Source organism: Acinetobacter sp. Leaf130, assembly GCF_001423205.1.
GTDB lineage: Bacteria > Pseudomonadota > Gammaproteobacteria > Pseudomonadales > Moraxellaceae > Acinetobacter > Acinetobacter calcoaceticus.
On record NZ_LMOE01000001.1, the window covers coordinates 1,170,349 to 1,195,874 of the forward strand.

The following is a 25,526-nucleotide window of genomic DNA, read 5'->3' on the forward strand; positions in this document are numbered from 1 at the left end:
ATGGCAAATACATTTAAAAATACAGTATTGACCGTAACAGACTTAACCGTGGCATTGGTAAACACCGGCAATCACATCGTTTCTAATATTTCATTTAGCTTACGAGAAGGTGAAGTTCTAGGGCTGGTGGGAGAGAGTGGTTCTGGTAAAACGACATTATCGAGTGCCTTATTGGGCTATGCACGGCATGGTGCCAAAATTATTCAGGGCATAATTGAGTTAGATGATCAAAATATTCTCAGTTTAGATGATCATGCTTTACGTCTGGTTCGTGGTCATAAAATTAGTCATGTCGCTCAAGATCCTGGAACGGCACTCAACCCAGCATTAAGTATTGGTCAACATTTATTTGAATTATTAGAAGTCCATCAATCACAGCTATCTAGTGTTGAAAAATACCAAAAGGTTGCCAAAATTTTAAATGAAGTGGGGTTACCTCATGATGAGCTATTTCTCAAGCGTTATCCTCATCAGCTTTCTGGTGGTCAACAACAACGAATTTTATTGGCCTTGGCATTCTTGCTACAGCCACGTTTAATTGTTTTGGATGAGCCAACCACCGCCTTAGATGTGACAACGCAGACCTTGGTGCTGAATATCATTCGTAAATTATGCCGCGAATATAATGTTGCTGCTATTTATGTATCGCATGACTTAACGGTTGTAAAAGACATTGCAGATCGGGTGATTGTTTTATATTCAGGGCGAATTGCTGAAGATGCGGTATTAACCCAACTATTTGAAACACCAAAACATCCTTATACACAAGGTTTACTCAACGCCATTCCCGATGTAGCCATTCGTAAATATTTATCTCCAATTGAAGGTCATGCTCCTTCACCAAATGAGCGCCCAGCAGGATGTGCATTTGCTGCACGTTGTACTTTCGCCACAGAAATATGCCGCCAAAAACAACCTGAATTAACTCAATTAAAAGATGAGTTTGATCCGCATTTTGTTGCTTGTCACCATTCAGATGAAGTCGGTGTGATTAATTTTAAAGAGATTGATCATCCGGTACGTGAATTAGAAACTGATCGAGAAGCACTGCTAAAAGTTGAACATATTAATGCATGGTATGGGCAGCAACAGGCACTTTTTGATATCTCATTTCAATTAAAAAAAGGTGAATGTTTAGCGTTGGTCGGCGAGTCGGGGTCGGGTAAAACCACGTTATCCCGTGTTATTGCAGGGTTGAATGAAAATGCAGATGGCCAAATTACATTAGCGGATGAAGTCTTGTCATTGCGCGGGCAACAGCGTCATTTGCAGCAGCGGCATAAACTGCAATATATCTTTCAAAATCCTTATAAGGCCTTAAATCCAGCGCATACGATTGGTCAGACATTAATTAAGGTCGTGCAGCATTTCTTTGGAGCATCTCGACAAGAAGCCATAGAAAAAGTCACACAGGTACTTAAACAAGTCTCTCTGCCTATACAAGTTCAGGAACTCTATCCTAGAGATTTATCGGGTGGGGAGAGACAACGTGTGGCTATCGCACGAGCTTTGCTGTGCCAACCTGATGTTTTGATTTGTGATGAGATTACGTCTGCATTGGATGTTTCAGTTCAGGCATCTATTTTAAAACTGCTACAAGACCTTCAGCAGCAAGGTGTGACCTTACTATTTGTGACCCATAACCTAGGGGTCGTTCGTGCAATCGCAGATCGGGTCGCCGTATTAAAAAATGGACATATTGTTGAATACGGTGAAACAGACCAAGTGCTTAGCCATCCTCAACATACATATACCAAAACTTTACTTACACATGCGCCGAGTTTGTTTAAAAACAACGTGCTTGAAGTTTGCGCATAAAAAAGAACAGATTTTTCGGAGTTAAAAATGAACGATATTAACCAACGTAATTTTTTAGAATTAGGTAGCGTAAGACATATTCAAAGCGAGCAAGAAGCACTTGAGATTGCAAAAGAGGTGGCAAATCAACTGAATCAATTTGCTCGAGACCCGAGTTATAACAAAACGGTGCCTTATGATCAGGCTCGCTTAATTTCAGAAGCTGGTTTAACTGCGATTATTGTACCCAAGCAATTTGGGGGCTTAGGCGCCAATATTTCAACGTTGGTCAATGTAGTGAAAATTATTTCATCCGCCGATGGTGGTGTAGGGCAGTTATTACAAATTCACTTCACCATGTTTCGAGGAATTTTAACGGGCTATGACGATGAAATTCGTGATCAATTACTTGCCGATGTATTAAGTGGAAAACGTTTAGGCAATGCACTTGCAGAAGTGGGGGGCAAAGATAAGTTTCAGCATAAAACACGCGTAGAACGAAATGCGGAAGGACAATTAATTTTAAATGGCAGTAAGTTTTACTCTACAGGCTCTTTACTCGCAGAATGGATTTCTTTATTTGCTGGTAGTGATGATGGACCTGTTTCGATTTTAATTCATCGTGATACGCAGGGAGTAGAGTTGCTCGATGACTGGGATGCGATGGGCCAAAATAATAGCGTCAGTGGCACTGTTAATTTTAAAGATGTGGTTGTTGATGAACGTTATATTGCTAAGCGAAATACAGGCGGTTTAGGCACGGTTTTACGTACGGGACTCACTTGGCCCCAAATTTTACATGCTGCAATGGACACAGGAATTGCCAAAGGTGCGTTACAAGGTGGGATTGATTATTTACAACACCATGCTCGTCCTTGGGTAGAAAGTGGGGTCGATTCGCCTACCCATGAACCTCATATCATCAAACAAATTGGTGAATTCGCTGTTTTGGTTCGTTCGGCTGAAGCATTATTAGATCGCTCAGCACAGATTTTTGAACAGCATTTGGCAAATGTAGAAGATGAAGACTTACAAACCGAACTGATTTTATCGGTTGCTGCTACCCGTAGTCAGTCTGATCATGCATCTTTAAAAATTTCGAGTGAAATTTTCGGATTACTCGGGGCAAGTTCAACCTTGTCGAAGTGGAATCTAGACCGTTTCTGGCGTAATGCACGAACCCACACCACGCATGATCCAATCCGCTGGAGGCTATATCATGTTGGAAATTATTATTTAAATAATATTCCACCAGGAGAATATAATTCTGTGCTTCTGAAGAAGCAGGCGGAAAATGTGACTAAATTTTCTAAATAATCCGAGTTCGAAAGTAAATATGATACTCGGAAACGTCATCTGCAACCTGCATGGTGTAAACAAGAGACTGTTTCTACGATAGGTTTTAATAAATCCAAGAAAAGAACAGGTTTTGCAGATGACAATGCCTTTGGTTACTTTGGGCGAAACCAAAGTAACTCCAGCTGAAAGCTAATCCTAAAATTGGATAAAAACTCGATAAGACTCCGTTAAAATAATTGTTATTAAAGAGATTAACATTACCCATGCCAACTACTACGATAGTTTATAGTTACTTGAATTTAGATGCTGAAAATAAAAAAGGTTGTCATCAAGACAACCTTTTTGCTTTTTTTACTGTTAAGCCACTTGAGCTTGAATAGAAATATCCTGTGCAAGCCATTCACGAACATTAATTTGTGCAGGAATAAAGTTCCAGCGATAGAGAAAGTCACTCAAGTCTTGTAAAGCAATAATAGAAGTCTCATCAAAGTTGGTGTTCAGTTTCAAATGTGCATCCGCACCATAAGCCACATGAACCCATTGCTCACTACTATTACATTCTTTTGCCAAATAACGATGGGTTTCATCGGCGTGTGCATGTGCCCATTGTTCTGCTTGTAAAACAGCATCGACAATCGATTGTGCTTGCTCTGGATAGTGCGTTAGAAAATCTTCATCGACAGTGAGTGTTCTTGGTGTGCCATTATTGGAGCGTAGAATAGGGTTAGGATGTGAGCCAATATCAATAATGGTATGCAGAGCAAAATCATGAGCAATTTGCGCAGCATGTGCGCCTTTTAGAAAAATGGCATCGACATCACCTTTAATTAATGCCACGATCTCTGCACTTGCATTGATTTTATTGAGATTGCCATAAAAACTAGAATCATTTTCTGTAGGCTGTTGTTGCTGTGCGGATAAAATATCTGCTCGTAAACAATCGACTAATTCAAGGTCGCTCACCTCCAGATTTACTGTTTTTAAGGCATTTTCTAACCCCCGAATCGCCTGTGCACGCGAGAAATCAATAATTGCATCTTGATTCAGTGGGATTCCAAAACGTTTACCTTTTAGGTCGGCAACAGTTTTGATGTTTGAATCATAGCGTGTTAACAACAATTGAACTTCATCAGCCCAAGATAGGCCAATCACTTTAGTTTTTTGACCAGATGCATATGCCCAGATTGCAGGAATACTGCCACCATGTCGAACTGAGTTGGCAAGGGTATGGTTAAAATGAGAGTTTCGAATATCTTTGGAGTTTGAGTCTCGAATTGATTTAATTTCAATCTGTTGTTCATCAAACTTTTCTTTGAGCCAACCTTTTTGAATTGAAATACCTAGGCCTGTTGGTACAGGGCAACGTGTATACCAAAGTGTGTTTAATGGTTGAGTTTGAAGTGTTGTCATCATGACATCCTTTTGTGGTTTTTATGCTTTAAAGCAAAATTGATGCCACTCAATAATTTATTGATATTTAATGATTATTTTTGATATCGTTTTTTATGATGTTGATATATCAAATTTTGTTGCGATTACAGCAAATCAATTGCGCTAGTGTTTTAAAATCAACACCCCCATAAATAGTAAACTATAAAATTAATATAAAACAATAATTTAAAATCTTTTTAGAGATCATTAATTTGGCATGAATCTCGCAATAAAACGGAATCTTAAATTTTTACTATCTTTTATGTTTAAAAATTATCCATTATTACGAAGTTTGGCTTTATACCGTTTTATGCCATTTCGTTTCTTATTGACGGCGACCTTATTTGTTATTGCAAATATAGGATTAGCACTTCAACAGTATTCAATCGGACATGCGATTGATACCTTAAAACATAGTGAACGAGAAACCTTATTTCAGCATTCTATCACTGATCCTTTAAATCCTTGGTTTTGGTTCATTCTACTTACGAGTATTGCTGGCATTAGGGCAGTTATTCAGTATCTGGCAGGGTTAAGTGCTTTAACCATTGGTCAGCAACTACTAAGTATTTTAAGAGAAAGAATCTTTAGCCAAGTACAGCATTTAGATGTTTCATGGCACTGGAAACATGGGTTAGGAGAGGTGCTATCTCGAACAACCCGTGATTCAGATAAATTAAAAGAAGCTCTTATTAATTTTTGGCGGCAAGTGTTTGAGTCAAGTCTTGTTGTGTCGGTAACCGTTGGACTCTTGTGTTGGTATCATCCTTGGCTCGGCCTAGTCCCTTTATTATTTATTTTTCTAGGGTTGTGGGTCCTCTTTAAACTGACCAATCAATTAGTGGTGCTAGATCACCAAGTCGCATCCGCCTACGAAAAAGTTAGCGATATCTTAGCAGAAAGCGTGAATGGAGTTCGGGTAGTCAAAGCTTTTCAACTCGAAGAGAAGCTTTTACAGCGCTTTAATCATGCTGTAGATCTATTTATTCATCACTCTATTCAAACCATAAGCACAAGTGCAAAATGCTTGCCTATTCCTCAAGTGATTATTGCGTGTTCTTATTTATGGGTGATTGGCTTTGGTGCTTATTTAATTGGCCAAAACGAGTTACAGGTGGGGCAATTTGTAGCTGCGATACTCATGGCAAATTTATTGGTGTTTCGTATTGAAAGTATTGGGCAGGTCTTACAAATTTTTGCTGATGCTCGCTCTTCGGCAACAAGAATATGGCAAATGCTTGATGAAAAGTCTGTAATTGAAGATCAACTATACCCTTTGCCGTTGCAATGGAGTGATGGGTTAAATATTAGATTAGAAAATGTAAGCTTTCAGGATAAAACAACACAAAAGTTTATTTTAAAGCAGTGTCATGTTGAATTTCGTGCAGGTGAAATCGTCACTGTTGTAGGCAAAACTGGTTCAGGGAAAACCACCTTGATGAATTTACTTAATCGGTTTATTGACCCAACAGAAGGGCAAGTCCTGATTGGTTCTGAGCAACAGGGATGGATCAATATCAAAGATTTAAGCCTGTTTGAATTACGCCATTTGGTTCAGATTATTCCCCAAGAAAATTTCTTTTTCAGTGGCACATTGGCAGATAACCTAAGAATTGCTAAGCAAGATGCAACGGAGCAAGAGATGCGAGATGCTTTACATTTAGCTTCCGCATCCGAATTATTACAACGGCTTGATGATGGATTAGACACTTTGATTGGAGATAAAGGCGTTACTTTATCTGGAGGACAAAAACAGCGGATTGCATTGGCTCGTTCTATCTTAAAAAACTCGCCAATTTTAGCCTTAGATGACTCAACCAGTGCTTTGGATTCGACCACAGAAAAACAGGTTTTACAGCGTCTATCAGCGCTTTCTGATATGGGAAATCATTTTAAGAAAACCATTATTATCAACTCGAATAAACAAACTACGATTGCTTTATCTGACCGAATTATTGTTCTAGATCAAGGGCAAATTATTGCTCAGGGAACACATAATGAATTGGTACAAAGTTGTTCATTCTATCGAGAGTTGATGGGTTTTGAGTTGCCACAACAGGAGCTTGAAGCATGAATACAAGTGTTAAAAATTTCCGTCCGTTCGCAAAATCAGCCGATCTACAAATCGAAGAAAATTTGGCAAAGACCTCAATTCATAGAGGGATGTTAACAAAACTTATTCCTTTAATTTATCCCATTCGTTATTTGCTACTTGCTGTGATTGCAGTAGAAATTTTGCAGGTGATGAGCGTTTTTGTTCGGCCTTGGGTTGTGAAATATATTTTAGATTCAGGCTTTCAACATATTGCTGGGAAAATGGTGCTGCATCAGCCCGTTTTATTGATTGCGATTAGCATTTTGGCATTGAGTTGGATTTGCCGTTTTGCTTTAGCGGGGGTATCAAAATATTTGTCAGGCCAAGCAGCTTTGAAAGTTATTAATGGTTTAAGACGTTCTTTGTTCCAGCATATTCAAAGTTTAAACATTGGCTATTTTGACCGTACTAAAGCTGGCAGAATTATTTCACGGGCCGACCGTGACGTTGATACTTTAGAGCCTGTTTTAATACAAGGACCACCAGAATTACTTTCAGCGATTTTGCGTTGTGGTCTGGCTTCAGTTCTTCTTTGGCATATTTATCCACCATTTTTCTGGTGCTTATTTGCGACTTTACCTATTTTATTTGGGATGACAGCCTTTTTTAAGAAATCATCGCAAAAACATTGGGGAAGAGTTGCCGAAGAACGCAGTCGATTTACTGCCCATTTGGTTGAAACTGTAAATGGCGCAAAAATCATCCAGCAGTTAAATTACACCGAAACAAATCAATCCCGTTATCAGGATTTATTAAAAGATTTTAATAACTCTATTATTTATGGCAGCAAGCGGACCAGTTGGTTTGCACCCTTTACAGGATTACTTTCGACTGTAGCCACAGCCGGATTTATTGTGATTGGTAGTTATGCCTATAGTGGTGGAATGATTAGTATTGGTCAGTTCGCCGAAAGTATTTTCTATGTGTTTTTATTCTTAGCTCCCTTACAGGAACTTACTGATTTATTTGAACGTTATGCAAATGGGGCCGCATGTGCCCAACGTATATTTTTACTTTTAGATACGCAATCTAGCATTCAAGAACAACCGAATGCTGTGAAGCTTGAGCAGTTGAATGGTCATATTCGATTTCAAGGGGTACATTTTGCTTATACCCATAAGCCGGTTTTACAAAATTTTAATTTGGAGATTGAAGCTGGAAAAATAATTGCGATTGTAGGGCCAACAGGACATGGCAAAAGTACGATTGTTCAGTTGTTAACGCGGTTTTATGAACCTCAACAGGGCGGAATTTTTCTAGATCGTTACCCCATCCAAAATATTCGTCTGACTAGCTTAAGACAACACGTGAGTATTGTTTTACAAGATAATGTTTTATTTAGTGGAACGATTTTAGATAACTTACGTTTAGTTCAACCTAATGCTTCAGATCAGGTGCTTATCGCGGCAATTGAAGACTTGGGGGCAGATGAAATTTTGCAACAACTTCCACAAGGGTATTTCACTGAAGTAGGAACCCTCGGTAAAAACCTAAGTCATGGACAAAGACAGCTGGTTTGTTTGGTTCGTGCATATTTAGCAAATCCTAAAATATTAATCTTAGATGAAGCTACTTCTGCAATCGATATCTATACCGAGCAAAAAATACAATATGCACTCAGACGCTTATGCCAAAATCGAACGTGTATTGTCATTGCACATCGGCTGAGTACGATTCGTGAGGCCGATAAAATTGTGGTGATCGAAAACGGTCATGTTGTAGAGCAAGGTTCACATGAACAGTTAATACAGCAAGAAACAGCATATTTTCAGTTATATCAGTCGTATCTTCAAAATCAACTGGTCTAAACATCTTCGAAATTGAAAACTGTAGTTTTATAAACATTTTTTTGAATCATTGTTTAAATTTAAACAATGATTCTTTTATTTTAATTAATTAAATTATTGATACTAAATAATTTAATTATTGGCATTGGCTTTGCTATATCGGTCTAGATCGTTAAGGAAGCTCATATGCGTACATATTTTTCTCAATTTATTATTCAGTCCTCACTTTTTGCACTGAGTGCACTTACTGCTTCAATTGCTTTGGCAAACGACCAAAAGAATTTGTCAGAGAAAGAGGATGTCATCACATTACAATCTGTCGTTGTCACGGGTTCTAGACGAGCAATTAGTAGTTCTCTCGATGCGCCAGCTCCTGTTGATATTTTAACTGCCAAAGAGTTACAAGAGACTGGTGCAACTGATCTTGCAGCAGCGTTAACACGGTTGTCTCCTTCAGTGACTTTACCGAGTTCTCCTGCGGGAGGGTTTGGGGCATCGGTTCCGCCAAGTATTGCACTTAGAGGATTATCTGCGGATCAAACTCTAATTTTAATTAATGGAAAACGTCGTCATACATCAGCTTATTTCACCCGCCAAGCCTATGCAGGCGGAAGAGGCGCGGCAGTAACTGACCTAAGTTTAATTCCAGTGAGCGCGATTGAGCGTATAGAAATCTTACGGGATGGTGCTGCTGCACAATATGGATCAGATGCAATCGCGAGTGTCGTTAATATCATTTTGAAATCACGAGATCATGGCGGTGGAGTGAGCTATCAAACTGGTGGCTATACTCAAGGAGATGGTGAACAATATAAAGTTAATCTTTGGAAAGGTTTTGCACTCCCTAATGATGGTTCTTTGACGGTTGCATTAGATTTAGGCAAACGTGAAGCTGCAAGTAACACGGCCCCAGATACACGAACTTTTTATGATGGTTCAACCAATGCTCAATATACAGAACAAAATACACCCTATAGAACATGGAAATTTGGTTCACCAGAACAAAAAGATCAAATCAATGTAACGGCGAATTTAGATTTACCTTTGACGGATGACGTTGCACTTTATGGTTTTAGTAGCTATGGCCATCGTAAAACGATAGGGGAAAACTTTTATGAGCCGCCAACAACCAAAACAGTACTGAATCAATCCAGCTATTTTAAAGAACGTTATCCAGATGGACGCTCGCCATTGAGCTTAGTCACTGTAGATGATTTTGCAACGACAGTTGGAGTTAAAAAAGGAGAGCAGAAGTCAGGTAAATATGATCTTTATGCGACCTATGGACAAAATAAAGTCAGCACAGAACAAGGCAACGGCATTAACCCAAGTTACGGGCCAGATTCTCCTTCAAACTATGACTTGGGTGAAAATATCTTTTCGCAATTAAATACAGGGCTAGACTATAGCCGTGATATTGCAATTGACTGGTTAGGAAGCCCGCTCACGTTGTCTACAGGGGTTTTATATCGTTGGGAGCAATATAAGCAAAATGCAGGTGATCCAATTGCCTATACCCGAGGCTCATATTTCAATCCAAGCACAACTTTAGGCGTTGGTGTTCCGGGAATATATGCCGGAATTACAGACCAAGATGAACGAAAAATTAGCCGCGATGTTTATGGTGTCTATCTAGATTTAGAAGCAGATATTATTAAAGACTTGAATGTTGGTGCCGCTGTTCGAAGTGAAAAATATTCAGACTTTGGTTCGACCACAAACGGAAAATTATTCGCCAAATATGATGTATCACCTAAATTTACTGTACGTGGTTCAGTAAATACAGGCTATAGAGCGCCGTCATTGGCACAGCAGGGCTATTCGGCTTATAGCGTACAAACTGTGCAGACCCCTTCAGGTTGGCAAGATGTTCAACAAAGAACTTTAGTTGCAGGCAGTGAGGCGGCTTTACTCGTTGGAGGAACTTCTCTTAAACCTGAGAAATCGACGAATTATTCTTTAGGTTTTGTTTGGAAGCCTCTTGCCAATACATCGGCAACTTTGGACCTTTATCAAATCGATATTAAAAATCGTATTTTGCTTTCAGACAATATTACTGGAAGCGTAATTACCAATGCTTTTGCCAATACACCGTATTCAAACATTGCCAATGTGGCGTTCTTTAATAATTTACTAGATACACGTACCCAAGGCGTAGAGCTCGCGCTTAAACATGATTTAAACCTTGAACAATATGGCAAGTTAAATCTGAATCTAGGTCTGGCATATAACAAAAATGAAATTACAGAAACAAGAGATTCTATTACCGCAAAAGGTGAGCGAATTCCGGTTTCAAGCATTGCAGGACGAAATACACAAAGCCTCATTGAGTCCGCTGCACCAAAGACAAAGCTAACGCTTGGCGCACTTTGGTCAAATCAAGCGTGGAGCGTGAATACAGCAATCCGTCGCTACGATAAATGGACCACCTTAAATAATACCAATACTGCATTAGACCAAACCTTTGACCCACAGTGGATTGCAGATTTGGATATTGGCTACAAAGCGGATGCATTTGTGAAAGGTCTGAAATTCAATTTAGGCGCGATCAATTTATTTAATAGCCATCCTGATCAAGCGAAAGATTCTTCGGTCGGCAACATCGTCAAATATAGTTTTAATGCGCCGGAAGGAGCATTTGGAACATATTTATATGGCCGCGTAAGTTACGAATTTTAAATCAAAAATGATGAAACAAATTTTAAGGTAAATGACAATGCAACATACTTTTTTATCAACGTTATGCAAGTTTTCTTTAATCACAACGGTGTTAACTTCGAGTTATTTGGCAAATGCTCAACAAGCTCCAGCGCCTGAAGATAAATATGGAGATGGCCGAGTTTCTGAGTTTTACACATGGAAATCGGTTATTCCAAATCAAGCTGGAAAATTATTAAAAACAGAAGCTATTCATAATCCTTATATTCGTTTGGCAAATGACAGTCAGGCTATTCGAATTCTCTACAGTTCTACGAGTGGTAAAGATAGCAAAACACCTATTGTGGTTTCAGGCAGTATTCACTTACCAAAAGGAACACCACCGAAAGAAGGTTGGCCAGTGGTGTTATGGGCACATGGTACGGTCGGTTTAGCTGACGCTTGTGCGCCGTCTTGGAGTGGGCGATCATACCGAGACGTACAATATTTAAACCGTTGGCTTAAAGAAGGATTTGCTGTTGTTGCCACAGATTACGAAGGTTTAGGTGTTGCAGGACCGCATTTGTTAATTAATAACCCAATGCTGGCCTATAGTATTTTAGATAGTGGTAGAGCTGCTTTAAAAACCAAGTTACCACTTGCTAATAAGTTTGTGATTGTTGGCCAATCACAAGGAGGCGCTGGGGCTGTTGCGGCTTCTTCCTATTCGGCAACCTACGCACCTGACTTAAATATTAAAGGTTCAATTGGTACAGGCGTGATTTATCAAGATCCTGAAGCGACGCCTGAAAAAAATCAGTTAAAGTTGAATCCTTACGAAGTCAGCCCATCACTGGCTTATGGCATCTATAGTTTCTTAGTGACACAAAGTTTATATCCAGAAATTAAAACAGAAGATATTTTCACGCCTGAAGCAGCTCCTTTAGTTGAACAAGCAAGAAATGCCTGCTTAACAAGTTTTATGGGAGATATTCAGACCGCAGGGCTTTCGCCAGCGCAAGCATATAAATCCAATCCGCCGGCAAGCTATAAAAAGCTGCAAGAGAAACAGTCAAATAATTATGGTTATTACCCTACATTAAAAATCAGTCATCCATTATTTATTGGAACAGGGGCAAATGACCGAACACCAGATGCTCGTTCTCAAATGAAGCTGGTGGCAGATGCTTGTAAAGCAGGTACAGTGGTCGAAGGTCATTTGTATCATGGCTTAGGACATAGCGAAACTGTGAATGCCTCATTAAAAGATTCAGTTCCGTTTGCTAAAAAGGTGATTGCGGGAGAGAAAATTCAGGCTATTTGTAAACCTGATTTGCAATAAAAGTTGGAATAAAGATTTTCTCACTGAAGAAAATCTTTATTAAAAAAAGCTGCTCTTCAAACATATTGAATGAGCGGCTTTTTACTTCAAATGTTTAAGCGATTTGTTTTAATCTTTTGGCTGCTTCTTCACGTACAGCGGGGATGATATAACGACCATAATCGACCGTATCATAGATCGGATCGTAGCCCCGATTTAAAAAAGTCGTCACCCCTAAATCTACATAATCAAGTAATGAGGCAATAATGGTGTCTGGCGTACCAACGAGGGCCGTCGTATCGCCATAAGCCCCTACAGCAGTTGCGGTTGGCATCCATAATGCGCGGTCATGTCGATCACCTTGCTGGGCTGCTGCTAATAAGCGCTGTGAACCGATGCCTTTTATTTTATGCCCCGACAATGTGCCGTTATTTTGAAAAGTCGGATTATTTTGAATGTCTGCAAGAATCTGGTCTGCTCGTTGCCAAGCAAGTTCTTCGGTTGCACCAATAATAAGACGTACAGATAAGCTAACAGGAGGCTGTGGTTTATTAGCTTTTTCTGCTGCGAGCTTCAATTTAGTAATTTGCTCTTTTACTCCAGCCAGTGGTTCACCCCATAGTGAATAGAGATCTGCATGGCGAACTGCAATATCATAAGCAATATCTGATGAGCCACCGAATGAAATCGGAATTGTACCGTTGACTGGCTTTAACGGGCAAAAAGCATTGTCTAACTTAAAGTATTTACCTTCATAGCTAATGGGTTGATCGCTTTTCCAAAGTTTCTGGATGATATCTAGATATTCACCCGTCCGTTCATAGCGCTGAACTTTATCAACAATATAATCGCCCTCTTGAGGCTCAGCTGTAATTCCCGTAATTGCATGTAAACGGATTCTTCCACCGCCAGTTGTATGGTCAAGCGTAGCAAAAGAACGCGCAGCAAGATTTGGAGTGAGGAGTGCAGGACGATGGGCAATCATAAATCCAAGATGCTCTGTGTGTTGGGCAAGGTATGCCGCAATTTGTGCACTGTCTGGACTGCTTGGCCCGCTAGCAATTAAGACTTTATCAAAACCCGCATATTCATGTGCCCGTGCATGATAACGTAGATATTCGAGGTCAATTTTATGACCAATACGTGTTCCTTTGGTTTCAGACCATTGGTTGGGAAAAACCATACCAACAAATTCGATGCTCATTATTAAACCTATTTTGTGGATTTTAAATGAATGAGCAAGATAAATGCCAAGCTTTATGCCTATATAAATCAAATGTTGTAGTGGTTTATAATTACTTGAGTGTTTAGATTTAATCAAAAAGACAACATTATGTTTGATAAGCAACATATCATAAAAAAAGAATTGTGTTGATTTTTAATTTATAAGAGAGAATATTCTTATAATAAAATGGGTGAATTTTGGATTAAATATCTTTATTTATTATTTATTAAAAAACACCCTGAAATGTAATATAGCCTTTTAGAATGCTTATATCATAAGTTTTATGGGGCAATTATGAAGACCTTTTTAGATAATGATTATAAAGTAATTACTTTGCCTGATAATGGTGTTCCTATAAAACCAATAAGAGCAAAAGCAATTATCTTTTCAGATCAAAACTCCCGTAAATTATTAAATCAAGTAGAAACGATTGCTCCAAGCTCTGCCAGCGTCATCATTCAAGGTGAATCTGGAACAGGTAAAGAGTTAATTGCGCGTGAAATTCATTTGAAAAGTGATCGTAAAAATAAGCCTTTTCTTGCAGTCAATTGTGGTGCTTTGGTTGAGACACTTGCTGAGTCTGAACTGTTTGGCTACGAAGCTGGAGCTTTTACGGGTGCAAACAAAACTCGAGCTGGTATTTTTGAAACGGCGGATGGTGGTACTTTATTTTTAGATGAAGTGGGTGAGTTACCACTATCCTTACAAGTTAAGCTGTTAAGGGTATTGCAAGAAAAAGAAGTGGTACGTGTGGGTGGTCGAAAACCGATCCCAATTAATGTCCGTATTTTGTCGGGGACACATGTAGATTTGCGTAAAGCTGTAGCAGAAAATAAGTTTCGTCTAGATTTATATTATCGCTTGAACGTGGTTGTGCTTAACATTTTGCCACTGCGTGAACGTAAAGGAGATATTTTACCTTTGGTTGATTTCTTCTTAAATTCATACTCTCAGAAGCTCATTACCACTAAACCCAATATTAGTGATAGAGCAAGAAATGCGCTGCTGAACTATAGCTGGCCAGGCAACATTCGTGAGTTAGAAAACAATATCCATTATGCTTTACTCGTGAGTGGCGGTAAAACAATTGATCTTGAGCACCTAAGATTTTCTGAGGAAACGGGTTCCGCCGTGTTAGCAGACAATGATCTGATTCAAGAGTTTGAGAATATCTTAAAGCGTCTGTTTCAGGAGTATGATGGGGAAGCTTGGCATATTATTGAAGATAAAATTGTAAATACTGCATTTTCAAGTTGCTGGAATAATCAGGTTAAGACTGCAAAAATGTTAGGTCTATCGCGTAATGTTTTACGTAATCTTCTATCAAGATATAACTTACTACCTAATAAGAATGAAAATGAAATCGCTTAATGATTTTACATAGAAAAAACATCCATTTTTTAATGGATGTTTTTTTGCGTTGTGAATTTTGTGACCCATAAACCCAATTCAAAAAGTAGCCACATTGGAACTGCAAGAGCAAGCATGCTAAAAACATCAGGAGGTGTAATAAACATCGCAATAAAAAAGAAGAATACAATGATGTGTTTGCGATGTGCTTCTAGCTGTTGGATAGAAATAAGACCAATAAAAATAAGAATATAAGTTAAAACTGGAATTTGAAATGCCAGACCAAACGCCAGAAAAAGCTTTAAACAAAAATCCAGATAGCTATTGATATCCGTCATGGGTAACACATTATCGGGTGATGCCAATACGAAGAACTTTAAAGCAAGTGGCAAAATTAAAGTGTAGGCAAACACAATTCCTAAATAAAATAAAAGGTTACTCGAAAGCACGAGTGCTATACCGAACCTTTTTTCTTTTTGATAAAGTGCGGGAGCAACAAATTGCCAAAATTGATAAAGAATAAAGGGAATACTTAATAAAATCGCAAAATAAATATTGAGCTTAAAAGGTGCTAAAAATGTACTCATGACATCTGTTGCAATCATGGTGGAGTTGCTAGGGAGCAATGAAATTAAAGGGTGAGCAAGAAAATGGTAGTTCTTCTGAGCAAGCGGCAATAACAGTAAAAAAATCGCTAAAACTGCACCAATGCTATAGATCAGCCGTTTTCTTAATTCTTTTAAATGTTCGCTATATTTCATTTCAGTGAGGCTTTCACTGACAATATGTTCCGTCATGCGGCTTGATCCTCACAGAATTTATTGGCTGTTTTAAAATGAGCTAAAAATGGTGTCTTTAACTCATCTTGTGAGCGGGTATAGATATAATCATTGATGCGCCGTGCTTTGGTTTTTTGTTCAATAGAAACAGATGTTTGTACATTTTCAATTTCTTGTTGCATGAGAGCGAGTTGTTGTTTGAGCTGCTCTTCATTTTGTTTTATTTTTTGCAGCTCTTCTTGCATGACTCTCTTAAGTTCGATCAGGTCAAGTTCGTTTTCAATATCATTTTGAATTTTACTAATTTGGTTTTTAACTGCTCTATATTTGAGGAGGACTGATCTTAACGTGTGAGGAAGCTTTTCAGGTCCTAAAATAATAAGCGCAATAATGGCAAAAGATAATAACTCTCCAAAACTGATATTAAACATAATAATAAATCACTCATATTTTATTTTGTTTTTCATTATGTGATTCGAGTGGACTGATATCTTTGTACTGCTGGTTTTGCAATAATTTTTGATCATCATAATTAACCGAGTCTTTAAAATCTTTAATTGCACCACCTAAGTCCTTACCAAGGTTTTTTAACTTTGAGGTTCCAAACAATAAAATAACAATAACTGCGAACAATAAAATATGCCAAATAGATAAACCCATTTTCTTCATCCTATATTATTTAAAATAAAAAATATTAATATCACGATATTATCTGTTTCCTAAATCATATTAATATCGATCAATATTCAAATTAATTATGCTGTGTGATCTAGCATATTAAGTGCCTGATTACGGAAACCAAATAAAAGTTCACTTTCTTTATGTCGAGGATGAGCTAACGGAACAGGAATAATTTCTTTAATTTTTCCTGGTCGAGCTGACATCACAATCACACGATCTCCAAGATAGACAGCTTCTTCAATATCATGGGTGACTAAAATCATGGTGATTTTTTCGTGTTGCCAGATACGTTGAAGTTCAGCTTGTAAGTGACTACGTGTTATGGCATCTAAAGCACCAAAAGGTTCATCCAAAAGTAAAATATCGGGTTTATTGACGAGTCCGCGGGCAATTGCAACACGTTGTGCCATGCCACCAGAAAGCTCATGTGGATACGCCTTTTCAAAACCCTTCAGCCCGACAATTTCTATATGCTCATTTACCCGTAAATTTCGCTCTTCACGGGTTAGTGGAGTCTCTTCAAGTGCTAAATGGATATTTTCAAAAACAGTAAGCCATGGAAGTAATCGGTGCTCTTGAAAGATAAGACCGCGTTTTAAATCTGTACCTTTTATCTGAGTTTGATTTAGTAAAATTTCACCGTCATAGTCTTGATCTAATCCAGCAATAAGACGTAATAGTGTTGATTTTCCACAGCCACTACTACCAACAATCGAGATAAATTCGCCTTGCTCAATGTTGAGGTTAATCCCATCTAAAACGGTCAAAGTATTTTGATCACGTTGAAAAGATTTATTGAGTTTTTTAATAGAAAGTAGTGAGAACGACATATAAATTCCTAACAATATTTTTTAAAAAGACAAATTAGGTACGCCATTGCAGCAGGCGTTTTGAAATAAGATGAATACTTGCGGTCATGAAAGCTCCACACAGAGTCACCGTGATCGCGCAAACCAACAGAATATCCATTTCGGCATTAATTTCGGCTTTCATCATTAAGTTGCCGAGTCCGGCACCCGCATTGAATAGCAACTCACTTGCTGTCGTGGTGATCCAAGTAAATGGCACGGCTAAATTTAAACCGGTTAAAATATGGGGTAGGGCTTGGGGAAGGCGTATTTTTTTAAATTTGCGCCAGAATGAAAATTGATAAATACCTGCGATTTCATCGTATTTTGCATCATTGTGGCTGAGGCCCTGAAACGTATTGATTACTAATGGAAAAAACGAGGCAAGCGCGATAATAAAGATTTTTGCTTCTTCTCCATTACCAAACCATAAGGCAATTAAAGGTGTTAAACCCAGTAACGGTACTTGTCGAATACTGTTAAATAGTGGAGAAACGAGAGCATTTAAGACCTTAGAATAGGCAAGCAAAGTACCTAAAATTAATCCGCTTATCGAACCTAAGATGAATCCTATTCCAGCTTTTTTTAGACTTCCCCACGTGTTTAGCCACAATTCACCTGTTTCAAGCAATTTAATAAATGCGAAATAAATGTTTTGTAAGGGAACAAATGCATAGGCATGACTGGCGCCTAAGCTTGAGTTGTATTGCCATAAGCCTAATAACAATAATGGTAGTACTAAGCCTTGCACTAAAATGATTGGCCGTTGCCATGTCTGTTTTAAGGTAGATGAACGCTGAGACATTATTTCTCCCTCGAACTGAGCGCAGGTGAGATAAAGCGGTGTTCCACTGAACGTAAAACTTTATCTAAACCAAACCCGACCACGCCTGTGATAAACACACCAACCATCACAACATCTAAGCGCAACATTTGACGTCCTAGTTCCATCATTTGCCCAATACCCGTTCCAGCTGCCAGTAGTTCAACGGCAACTAAAATCAACCATGCACGACCAAGTGCAATTCGTAGCCCACCAATTAACGGCGGGAGTATGGATGGAAGAATAATGAGTCTGAGCCAAGCACGTGTTTTAAGCTGGTAGATTTGTCCTAGTTCAATATATTTTTTGGGAATATTTTTGACTGCATCGGCAGTTGCTAAAGCAATTGGAAAAAAGCAGGCTTTAATAATCAGTAAAATTTTAAATAATTCACCAATCCCAAAAACTAAAATAAAAATGGGAATAAGGACAAAGATCGGAATTTGATAAAGAACGTTGAATAAAATATAGGTGTAATTACGGAACGTTGTGTTTGCTCCATAGGCAATACCAAAAGCAATTGCACTGATTGCCGCGATAGAAAATCCCAAAAACAGACGAGAAAGACTATCTTTGAGATGCATTTGAAGCTCACCACTTTGTAACAACGCAATGAAAGTATTCCAGACAGTTTTAGGCGGCACCAAAATTTGGGTTGGGAAAATCTGTAAAGAACTAATCAAATGCCAAATGAGTAATACTAATAAGGGTGAAATCACAGAGAGCAGCCCATACACCTTTTTAGAAGAAAATTTCTTACGGAGTGGGGTTTTAAATAAAACGTTATTTTGCTCAATAAGCGGCTTTACTAGTATTTTCATTGTCTAGTTTCCCTGCTTATTGGAGGCATGATTGGCCTGTAAATTTTGAATCGCTTGACGGGTAAACTTCGGATTCAACAGCTCATCTGCTTTGATTGGTGTTTGAATAAGCTGATTTTTCACAGCGTGATCAATGACTTTTGAATAATGGTTTTTCAGAAAATCGACTTGATAGTTAGGTGACCAGTCTTGTTGCCATGTGCTTGCCGTATTCTGGCTTTCACGTTGAATCACACTAAGCGGTTGACCAAACTTAGTTTGGCTTTGCTGAAACTCATCTTGATGGTGCGCAATCCAATCCATTGCACGTACTGTCGCATCAGCGAGTAATTGAGTAGTGTCTGGATGTTGCTCAATATAACTTTTGCTGCCCCAGAGTTCAGCACGCATTTTCCAGTCTGCTGGCAAAGATTGTGATGACCAAATGATTTTACCCAGATGGCGATCTTGCAAAGTAAGCGCATCACTTAAGGTAAAAAAGGCATCTACACTTTTAGCAGATAAAGCAGCGGCCCCAGCTTGCGGGTTTAAATTCACAATTTGAAAGTCTTTTAAGCTTAATCCTTTACTTTGTATGAGTTGTCCAAAGTTAATTTCCCACGGACGGCCACGATGTAATGCAATTTTTTTACCTTTTAATTCCTCAATGGATTTAATAGGTGAATTCGCTGGAACAATAAGGTAGACGTTATTACCGATACCTCCAGGTACAACAATTTGCGTTTTAACGCCTGTTGCATTGAGCACTACAGCGGGAAGGTTTCCATAAAAAGCAAAATCAATTTTATTATTTATAAAACTTTCATTGACCAGAGTCGCTACAGCAGCAGTCGTCACTGGTTCCCACTTTAATTCAATATTATTTTGCTTTAATGCTTTTAGAAAAATTTGATCTTGTGAAATCAGTTGTGGCACACCAATAAAGTCCAAACTACCCGAAGTGCCATTGGCAACGACAGCAATTCGAAGTTGTTGTTGTTCAGACTGTTTTGGGGTGGACTCTTCGGTTTTTTGTGCGCCACAAGCAACGAGACCCAAAAAACTGAAACCTAAAAGTAGACGTGGAAAAATACGCATATCATCATAAGAATTAAAAAATATACTGGTTTAGAGCAAGAACCAAGCCAATAAAATTATTTTAAATAAATCAATTGGTTGTATTTTTTAGAATTTATTATTGAGCTTAAATAATGTAGTTGTGTTGTGATTGAGACACTCGTTAGTGTTTAAGTGTTGGAATATCAACACAGCATTTAAACCCGATTTTGTAATAGTTATATGAAACAGATACATAGATTGAAATTAATTTAAAAAAATATCGGCATGATTCCTGCTCATAAGACTTTTAACGAATTAAATATCGTCAAATCTTTAAATTATCGAGATTCATTATGTCAGTTGAGTTTTTATGGAGAATCCCTGTTCATGGGGATGGTCGTCGAGCACATCAGTTACACACACGCGGTGAATGGAACCAATTAACGCCATCAGATCAATCTCCACAACGTGTTGCGCCGCAACATGAAGATCAATTGTTTGCTTACTATGACTATGTCCAGCAAGTGGCGAAAGCAGCCGATATTGTTGGTTTTCACGGCGCACTCATTCCTGCTTTTCCACATACTGAAGAATCATGGGTATTGGCGTCTGCACTGGCAAGAGAAACAAAAAGACTTCGTTTGCTCATCGCAATTCAGCCTTGGTTTATTCATCCAGCCTATGCAAGCCAAATGGCTGCAAGTTTACAGCGTTTAAGTCAGGGACGAGTAGAGTGGAATGTAATTTCAGGCGGTGGTGGCGCACAGCAACGCGCGTATGGGGACTTCATTGAACATGATCAACGCTATGCACGGACCAATGAATTTTTAGAATTTGTAAAAGGTTACTCACACAATGCACCTTTTAATTACGATGGAAAGTTTTTCCATGTTGAACAGGGCGGCCTGAAATACCCAATGAATCAATATGACGTTCCGCGTTTGTGGTTAGCAGGTGCGAGTGATGCCGCTTTACAAGTGGCAGGACGTCATGCCGATATTCATTTAACTTGGGGGGAGCCTGTAGACCAACAAAAGAAAGTGATCGAACAGGCCCAAAATTTCTTTGAGCAGAATTCGCCAGAACGGAAAGTTAAATTTGGCATGCGTATCGATATTTTGGCACGACCTACTCAAGAACAAGCATTCCAAGAGCTTAAACAAATGTATGAAACCATTGCCGTTGATGGTAATGCATTTGAACGAAAAGATACTGAATCGGTAGGAGCGAAGCGTCAGCAAGCATTGGCACAGGGCAATCATTTTGAAGACTTATTTGTAAGTCCGAATGTTTGGGCGGGAATGTCAAATGTAAGAGGTGGGCCAAACTGTATTTTAGTAGGGAGCTATGAACAGGTCGCAGAACGTTTGCAAGAATATATTGATATTGGGGTGGGACATTTTATTTTAGCCAGTAACCCGCATTTAGAAGAAGCATATCGAGTGGCTGAAGAAGTCTTACCCTTAGTAGGATATAAATTAAAATAATAAACTTAGATCCCTTTGCGATATCAAAGGGATCTTGTTGTTTGAACAGCATAACACTGTCTGAAAACCAACATCTTTTGTATCAAACATTTAAAAAATACAAATTAAATGAATAAAAAATAATAACTTATAGTTTTGGCATGGCTTGTGCAATTTACGACTTAATCTTTTATTTTTAGTTTAATTTTTTATGCGTGATCAAATCTTTAATCCCCATAAGCGGGCTTTGCTCTTTGAGCAATTTGCAACAGTTGCAGCCTCAACTGAAATTGCAGATCCATTTGCACGGCATGATCAAGAAGCCATTCAACCTGCTCCAGAGAAATTAAATAAAGTCTTAATCGCAATTATTGCCGTTGCTTCAGCACATCTGGGAATTTGGTATATCGCAAAACAATTACCAACACCGGCTTTAGATATTCATAAACCCGAACCTGTGGTGATTGAAATTGTAAAACCGGTTGAACCACCTAAAGTGATTAAACCCAAAATTCCACCGATTACTGAAAAACCAAAAGTTCCACGTGTGGTGGAAAAACCCAAGCCAATTCCTAAACAAGTTGAACAGCCAAAACCTGTCCAAAAAAGTGTGGAGCAACCTAAACCAGTTGCAAAAACGATGGCTGAGCCAACCCCACAAAAAGTTGCAGAACCTGTGGTCACAAAAGAAGTAGTCGCAGAACCGGTTAAAAAAGTGGCTGAGCCAGTAAAAGCGTCAGATGACAATTTACCTGTGACTGAAGCCAAAGGTTATGCCGGATATCTCAGTAACCCTGCACCTGAATACCCTGAACAAGCTTTAGAACGTGGTTGGGAAGGCTCAGTCATTTTACGGGTCAAAGTATTAGCAAATGGCAGTCCTGATACGGTCAGTGTCAAGCAAAGTAGTGGCAAAAAACTTCTAGACAGTGCTGCCGTAAGAACAGTAAAGCAATGGAAATTTTCACCTGCACTAAAAGGGAAAACCCCTGTAGAAGGCTGGGTCGATGTTCCAATTCATTATCAATTACCGAAATAAAATTTAAATTAAGAGGATATTTTCATGTCAGATATTAATTCATTGATCCATGACGGCACGATCTGGTTATTAGTTGCTTTCTCAATTGTGACTTGGGTGTTGATTGTGGTTAAGGTGGTCCAGACACAGCGGGCGACTAAACAAAGTAAGCTTTTTGTAGAAGAATTTTGGAAAGCGAAAAATTTATCCGATGCAGTAACTAAGTCTGAACTTGGTGAAGGCCCAGCAGCACGTGTTGCTAACACAGGTTTTCAGACATTAATTGAAGCAGATGAAAAGACGCATCAAGACTTACAAAACAGTTGGAGCCGTCAAGATTTACTCGAGCGCCATTTAAGTAAACAAGTTCTAACTGAGCGCCGCCAATTAGAAAAAGGTTCAGCTTTACTGGCTTCTATTGGAAATAACGCCCCATTCATTGGTCTGTTCGGTACAGTATTTGGGATTATTCATGCGTTACAAGCGATTGCTCATTCAGGTAATGCAAGCATGGATGTCGTGGCTGGACCAATTGGAGAAGCACTGGTTGCAACAGGTATTGGTATTGCAGTTGCTGTACCTGCGGTACTTGCCTATAACTACTTTGTGCGTAAAGTAAAAACAATTGGCGCAGATCTTGATGATTTTGCAACGGACTTCGTGAGCCTGAATCAAAAAGCAGGATTCCAACTACCAACTGCAAAAAAGGGTACGACTGGGAATACAACCCTTAAGGATAATTCTGTTAAAGAAGTGAAAGAGAAAGGAGTGTTTGCATAATGGCAATTTCTACCTCTCAAGAAGACGATGTCGTCAGTGAAATTAATATTACGCCGTTAGTCGATGTCATGCTGGTTTTACTCATCGTGTTCATTGTGACAGCTCCTTTGTTAACAAATACGGTGAAAGTAAATTTACCAAAAGCGGCTCCGACTCAATCTACAGACCAGAACAAAGCTGTGGTCATTAGTGTAAATCCGCAAGGTGAAATATTCCTTGATAAAGATAAAGTGACACTTGCTAACTTTGAACAAGAAATAAAGTCACGCAAAAGCAGTAACCCTAAATTAGCATTAAACTTAAATGCTGATGAGACCGTACCTTATGGAACAGTCGCAAAATTATTGGCAAGTATTGAACGTGTAGGGGTAGATAAACTCTCTGTGATTACAGTACCTAAGTAATTATTACCCCCGTAAAAAAAAGCTGCTTCGGCAGCTTTTTTGTATTGTGAGTTTACAGATGAGTATTTTAAGCTTTCCAGAGTTTTTCAAAGCGCCATGTCGGGAAAATCGTATGTTCAGGAGCTAAACCGCCAATATCTTTAGCTGCCGCATCAATGGTATGGCTAAATCCCCAAATGAGCATTCCACCACGTTCATGTTGAATTTTTTGTGCTTGTGCTAAATGGATTTTGCGTTTGGCTAAATCAGGCTCAGCTAGTGCTTTAAAAAATAACTCACTATATTCTGTGTCTTTAAAGTTCACACGATTGGTTGTGGAAATGGGTGCATCGTTAACAACAGCAGTTGATAAATAGGGTGTGCCTACATTGGTCGCATTACTCGATAATTGCCACTTATTACGATCAGGGCCGTTAAACGTTGCAAAATCGACTTGTTTAACTCGAATATTCACATTGGCTTGTTTTGCTTGCTCGGCAAAGATTAATGCAGGTTGAGCGCTACTCACTGGTGTAACAAGCTCTACACTCAAACCGTCTTTAAAACCTGCTTGTGCTAATAAGTTTTTTGCCTCGGCAATATCTTGCTGGCGCTGTGGCAAATTGAGAAAAGCAGGGTCTTGCGGTGAATAAAGATCGTTGGCAATTCGCCCTTGTCCATTTAAGCCTCGTTGTACCAACTCCTCTCGGTTTGCAATCAAACGAAATGCCTGACGCACTCTAGGATCATTAAACGGCGCTTGTTGAGTATTAAAGTCAAAACTATTATGCGTATTGGTCGCAGAGCGTATGGTTTGAATGTGTTTTGCTTGCTCCAAAATTTTAATATATTCAGGGGAAATTGCATTTGCTACATCAATTTGCCCAGCCAACAATGCATTTAATCGAGAAACCTGATCTTTAAAATCAATGACTTCAAAACTATCTGCATAAGGTTTATCAGGTTTAAAGTAATTATTAAAACGGGTAAAAACAGAACGTTGCCCCGGAATAAACTCTTTGACTTTATATGGACCAGCTCCGACTGGATTATGAATAGGGTCAAAGTCGGTCGGTACAATTCCTCCAAAGTTTACCCAAGTTTCAGGCAGTGCAACAAAGCCGGGAATCGTACTAATAAAAGGAATACGAACCGTGTATTCATCTAGTTTTTGAATACGATCTCGGTCAATCCACTGCACCAGATTACGAAATGGTGAAGCGAGTTTAGGGTCTGTTAGGCGTTTAACTGAAAAGATTACATCATCTGCGGTAATGGTTTTACCGTGATGAAATTCTAATCCTTTGCGTAAACGGATGGTCCATTCGCTTGCATTGTGATTAGGTTCGGCAAACTCCGCTAAAGCAAGTCGGGGCAGCATATTTTCATCCCATTCCCATAACTTATTATAAATCGCGAAACCTCGTGTAATACCACTTCCCGAGGCTGAAAGATGAGGATCTAGACTGCCTGATTGTTGTCCTCCAATCAGACCTAAGCGTATAACTCCTCCATGCTTAGGTGTTGCTGAAGAGGTATTGTTTGATTCGGTACTCTTGTCTGGAGAGGGGCCACAGCCCGATAAACTGCCCATCAAAGAGACGCCACCTAGCGCCGTGAGACTTTTTGTTAAAAATTTCCGACGTGATAACAGAAATGTTTGATTTGTCATTATAAATACCTGATTAGATCTTCATCTTCTAAGGTATTGCAGAATAAATGCCAAGTTTTTTATATAATTTTACGATATTTATCATTGACTTATATAAATCTTATTTTCGGTAAGTGTCTCTATTTCAACAGCTTTGTTGAAAAAATAAACATGAATAGAATTAATAAATAAAGAATGAGAAATTAAAAATAACTGAATCAAATGGTTAAGGGTAATTATTTGGTCGTTTATTGGTTGGCATAGGCTTTGCGTAACGCATTGTAAATTTACTTTAC

General features: G+C 38.8%; 21 protein-coding genes. 11 read left to right on the forward strand and 10 right to left on the reverse strand.

Features of this window, described 5'->3' with window-relative positions; genetic code table 11:
* Together ASF86_RS05065 and ASF86_RS05070 are read left to right on the forward strand one after the other, a co-directional pair.
* Positions 1-1,818, forward strand: coding sequence for an ABC transporter ATP-binding protein (locus tag ASF86_RS05065; RefSeq protein ID WP_056480073.1), 1,818 nt, complete (start codon positions 1-3; stop codon positions 1,816-1,818).
* 27 nt (positions 1,819-1,845) lie between these two features.
* Positions 1,846-3,114, forward strand: coding sequence for an acyl-CoA dehydrogenase family protein (locus ASF86_RS05070; RefSeq protein ID WP_056480076.1), 1,269 nt, complete (start codon positions 1,846-1,848; stop codon positions 3,112-3,114).
* Between the two features lie 339 nt (positions 3,115-3,453).
* Here the strand turns inward: ASF86_RS05070 and ASF86_RS05075 are convergent, their stop codons facing one another.
* Positions 3,454-4,506 carry an ABC transporter substrate-binding protein gene (locus ASF86_RS05075; protein ID WP_056480078.1) on the reverse strand — a complete coding sequence of 351 codons (1,053 nt, stop codon included), beginning with the start codon at positions 4,504-4,506 and terminating at the stop codon, positions 3,454-3,456.
* A 283-nt stretch (positions 4,507-4,789) separates the two neighbouring features.
* On the opposite strand from ASF86_RS05075, the gene ASF86_RS05080 reads away from it, so the two are divergent.
* The 4 genes from ASF86_RS05080 (at position 4,790) to ASF86_RS05095 (ending at position 12,388) form a co-directional block, all read left to right on the forward strand.
* Positions 4,790-6,601, forward strand: coding sequence for an ABC transporter ATP-binding protein (locus tag ASF86_RS05080; RefSeq protein WP_081407556.1), 1,812 nt, complete (start codon positions 4,790-4,792; stop codon positions 6,599-6,601).
* Positions 6,598-8,430: an ABC transporter ATP-binding protein gene (locus ASF86_RS05085; RefSeq protein ID WP_056480083.1), complete on the forward strand. Its 1,833-nt coding sequence runs from the start codon at positions 6,598-6,600 to the stop codon at positions 8,428-8,430. The genes ASF86_RS05080 and ASF86_RS05085 overlap by 4 nt, the downstream gene beginning before the upstream one ends.
* Positions 8,431-8,595: 165 nt before the next feature.
* The gene (locus ASF86_RS05090) at positions 8,596-11,088 is read left to right on the forward strand and encodes a TonB-dependent receptor plug domain-containing protein (RefSeq protein WP_056480084.1); all 2,493 of its coding nucleotides are present in this window, start codon (positions 8,596-8,598) and stop codon (positions 11,086-11,088) included.
* Positions 11,089-11,125: 37 nt separating this feature from the next.
* Positions 11,126-12,388 (forward strand): lipase family protein, encoded by a 1,263-nt coding sequence (locus ASF86_RS05095; protein WP_056480085.1) that lies wholly within the window; start codon positions 11,126-11,128, stop codon positions 12,386-12,388.
* Positions 12,389-12,482: 94 nt separating this feature from the next.
* On the opposite strand, the gene ASF86_RS05100 is transcribed toward ASF86_RS05095, so the two are convergent.
* The gene (locus ASF86_RS05100) at positions 12,483-13,571 is read right to left on the reverse strand and encodes an LLM class flavin-dependent oxidoreductase (RefSeq protein ID WP_056480086.1); all 1,089 of its coding nucleotides are present in this window, start codon (positions 13,569-13,571) and stop codon (positions 12,483-12,485) included.
* 315 nt (positions 13,572-13,886) lie between these two features.
* On the opposite strand from ASF86_RS05100, the gene ASF86_RS05105 reads away from it, so the two are divergent.
* Entirely contained in the window at positions 13,887-14,963 is a 1,077-nt protein-coding gene (locus ASF86_RS05105) for a sigma-54 interaction domain-containing protein (RefSeq protein WP_056480087.1), read from the forward strand.
* 29 nt (positions 14,964-14,992) lie between these two features.
* On the opposite strand, the gene tatC is transcribed toward ASF86_RS05105, so the two are convergent.
* From tatC to ASF86_RS05140, 7 genes are all read right to left on the reverse strand, one after another.
* A complete protein-coding gene (tatC, locus tag ASF86_RS05110) occupies positions 14,993-15,739 on the reverse strand; it encodes a twin-arginine translocase subunit TatC (protein ID WP_045432324.1) in 747 nt (248 codons plus the stop codon).
* The gene (gene tatB / locus ASF86_RS05115) at positions 15,736-16,152 is read right to left on the reverse strand and encodes a Sec-independent protein translocase protein TatB (protein WP_056480090.1); all 417 of its coding nucleotides are present in this window, start codon (positions 16,150-16,152) and stop codon (positions 15,736-15,738) included. The genes tatC and tatB overlap by 4 nt, the downstream gene beginning before the upstream one ends.
* Before the next feature lie 13 nt (positions 16,153-16,165).
* Positions 16,166-16,381, reverse strand: coding sequence for a Sec-independent protein translocase subunit TatA (locus ASF86_RS05120; protein ID WP_056480093.1), 216 nt, complete (start codon positions 16,379-16,381; stop codon positions 16,166-16,168).
* Between the two features lie 95 nt (positions 16,382-16,476).
* Complete coding sequence (locus ASF86_RS05125) at positions 16,477-17,247, reverse strand: ABC transporter ATP-binding protein (RefSeq protein ID WP_081407557.1); 771 nt, start codon at positions 17,245-17,247, stop codon at positions 16,477-16,479.
* Positions 17,248-17,266: 19 nt separating this feature from the next.
* On the reverse strand, positions 17,267-18,055 hold the full coding sequence (locus ASF86_RS05130; RefSeq protein WP_056480098.1) for an ABC transporter permease: 789 nt from the start codon (positions 18,053-18,055) through the stop codon (positions 17,267-17,269).
* On the reverse strand, positions 18,055-18,894 hold the full coding sequence (locus ASF86_RS05135; RefSeq protein ID WP_056480101.1) for an ABC transporter permease: 840 nt from the start codon (positions 18,892-18,894) through the stop codon (positions 18,055-18,057). Before ASF86_RS05135 ends, ASF86_RS05130 begins: the two co-directional genes overlap by 1 nt.
* A 3-nt stretch (positions 18,895-18,897) precedes the next feature.
* Positions 18,898-19,971: an ABC transporter substrate-binding protein gene (locus tag ASF86_RS05140; RefSeq protein ID WP_056480104.1), complete on the reverse strand. Its 1,074-nt coding sequence runs from the start codon at positions 19,969-19,971 to the stop codon at positions 18,898-18,900.
* A 314-nt stretch (positions 19,972-20,285) separates the two neighbouring features.
* On the opposite strand from ASF86_RS05140, the gene ASF86_RS05145 reads away from it, so the two are divergent.
* The 4 genes from ASF86_RS05145 to ASF86_RS05160 all read left to right on the forward strand — a co-directional run bounded on the left by ASF86_RS05145 (position 20,286) and on the right by ASF86_RS05160 (position 23,600).
* A complete protein-coding gene (locus ASF86_RS05145; RefSeq protein WP_056480107.1) occupies positions 20,286-21,419 on the forward strand; it encodes an LLM class flavin-dependent oxidoreductase in 1,134 nt (377 codons plus the stop codon).
* Positions 21,420-21,609: 190 nt separating this feature from the next.
* The gene (locus ASF86_RS05150; protein WP_056480110.1) at positions 21,610-22,437 is read left to right on the forward strand and encodes an energy transducer TonB; all 828 of its coding nucleotides are present in this window, start codon (positions 21,610-21,612) and stop codon (positions 22,435-22,437) included.
* A gap of 24 nt (positions 22,438-22,461) precedes the next feature.
* Positions 22,462-23,196, forward strand: coding sequence for a MotA/TolQ/ExbB proton channel family protein (locus ASF86_RS05155; protein WP_056480113.1), 735 nt, complete (start codon positions 22,462-22,464; stop codon positions 23,194-23,196).
* The gene (locus ASF86_RS05160; protein WP_001018517.1) at positions 23,196-23,600 is read left to right on the forward strand and encodes an ExbD/TolR family protein; all 405 of its coding nucleotides are present in this window, start codon (positions 23,196-23,198) and stop codon (positions 23,598-23,600) included. Before ASF86_RS05155 ends, ASF86_RS05160 begins: the two co-directional genes overlap by 1 nt.
* Positions 23,601-23,667: 67 nt before the next feature.
* Here ASF86_RS05160 and ASF86_RS05165 read toward each other — a convergent pair whose 3' ends face one another.
* Positions 23,668-25,251 (reverse strand): ABC transporter substrate-binding protein, encoded by a 1,584-nt coding sequence (locus tag ASF86_RS05165; protein WP_056480115.1) that lies wholly within the window; start codon positions 25,249-25,251, stop codon positions 23,668-23,670.
* Positions 25,252-25,526: the final 275 nt, after the last annotated feature.

Coding starts and splice junctions, on each gene's coding strand:
- ASF86_RS05095 (WP_056480085.1), top strand. CDS start 11,126: ATGCAACATACTTTTTTATCAACGTTATGCAAGTTTTCTTTAATCACA.
- ASF86_RS05155 (WP_056480113.1), top strand. CDS start 22,462: ATGTCAGATATTAATTCATTGATCCATGACGGCACGATCTGGTTATTA.
- ASF86_RS05080 (WP_081407556.1), top strand. CDS start 4,790: ATGTTTAAAAATTATCCATTATTACGAAGTTTGGCTTTATACCGTTTT.
- ASF86_RS05065 (WP_056480073.1), top strand. CDS start 1: ATGGCAAATACATTTAAAAATACAGTATTGACCGTAACAGACTTAACC.
- tatC (WP_045432324.1), bottom strand. CDS start 15,739: ATGACGGAACATATTGTCAGTGAAAGCCTCACTGAAATGAAATATAGC.
- tatB (WP_056480090.1), bottom strand. CDS start 16,152: ATGTTTAATATCAGTTTTGGAGAGTTATTATCTTTTGCCATTATTGCG.
- ASF86_RS05100 (WP_056480086.1), bottom strand. CDS start 13,571: ATGAGCATCGAATTTGTTGGTATGGTTTTTCCCAACCAATGGTCTGAA.
- ASF86_RS05120 (WP_056480093.1), bottom strand. CDS start 16,381: ATGGGTTTATCTATTTGGCATATTTTATTGTTCGCAGTTATTGTTATT.
- ASF86_RS05090 (WP_056480084.1), top strand. CDS start 8,596: ATGCGTACATATTTTTCTCAATTTATTATTCAGTCCTCACTTTTTGCA.
- ASF86_RS05075 (WP_056480078.1), bottom strand. CDS start 4,506: ATGACAACACTTCAAACTCAACCATTAAACACACTTTGGTATACACGT.
- ASF86_RS05140 (WP_056480104.1), bottom strand. CDS start 19,971: ATGCGTATTTTTCCACGTCTACTTTTAGGTTTCAGTTTTTTGGGTCTC.
- ASF86_RS05160 (WP_001018517.1), top strand. CDS start 23,196: ATGGCAATTTCTACCTCTCAAGAAGACGATGTCGTCAGTGAAATTAAT.
- ASF86_RS05150 (WP_056480110.1), top strand. CDS start 21,610: ATGCGTGATCAAATCTTTAATCCCCATAAGCGGGCTTTGCTCTTTGAG.
- ASF86_RS05130 (WP_056480098.1), bottom strand. CDS start 18,055: ATGTCTCAGCGTTCATCTACCTTAAAACAGACATGGCAACGGCCAATC.
- ASF86_RS05070 (WP_056480076.1), top strand. CDS start 1,846: ATGAACGATATTAACCAACGTAATTTTTTAGAATTAGGTAGCGTAAGA.
- ASF86_RS05085 (WP_056480083.1), top strand. CDS start 6,598: ATGAATACAAGTGTTAAAAATTTCCGTCCGTTCGCAAAATCAGCCGAT.
- ASF86_RS05145 (WP_056480107.1), top strand. CDS start 20,286: ATGTCAGTTGAGTTTTTATGGAGAATCCCTGTTCATGGGGATGGTCGT.
- ASF86_RS05135 (WP_056480101.1), bottom strand. CDS start 18,894: ATGAAAATACTAGTAAAGCCGCTTATTGAGCAAAATAACGTTTTATTT.
- ASF86_RS05165 (WP_056480115.1), bottom strand. CDS start 25,251: ATGACAAATCAAACATTTCTGTTATCACGTCGGAAATTTTTAACAAAA.
- ASF86_RS05105 (WP_056480087.1), top strand. CDS start 13,887: ATGAAGACCTTTTTAGATAATGATTATAAAGTAATTACTTTGCCTGAT.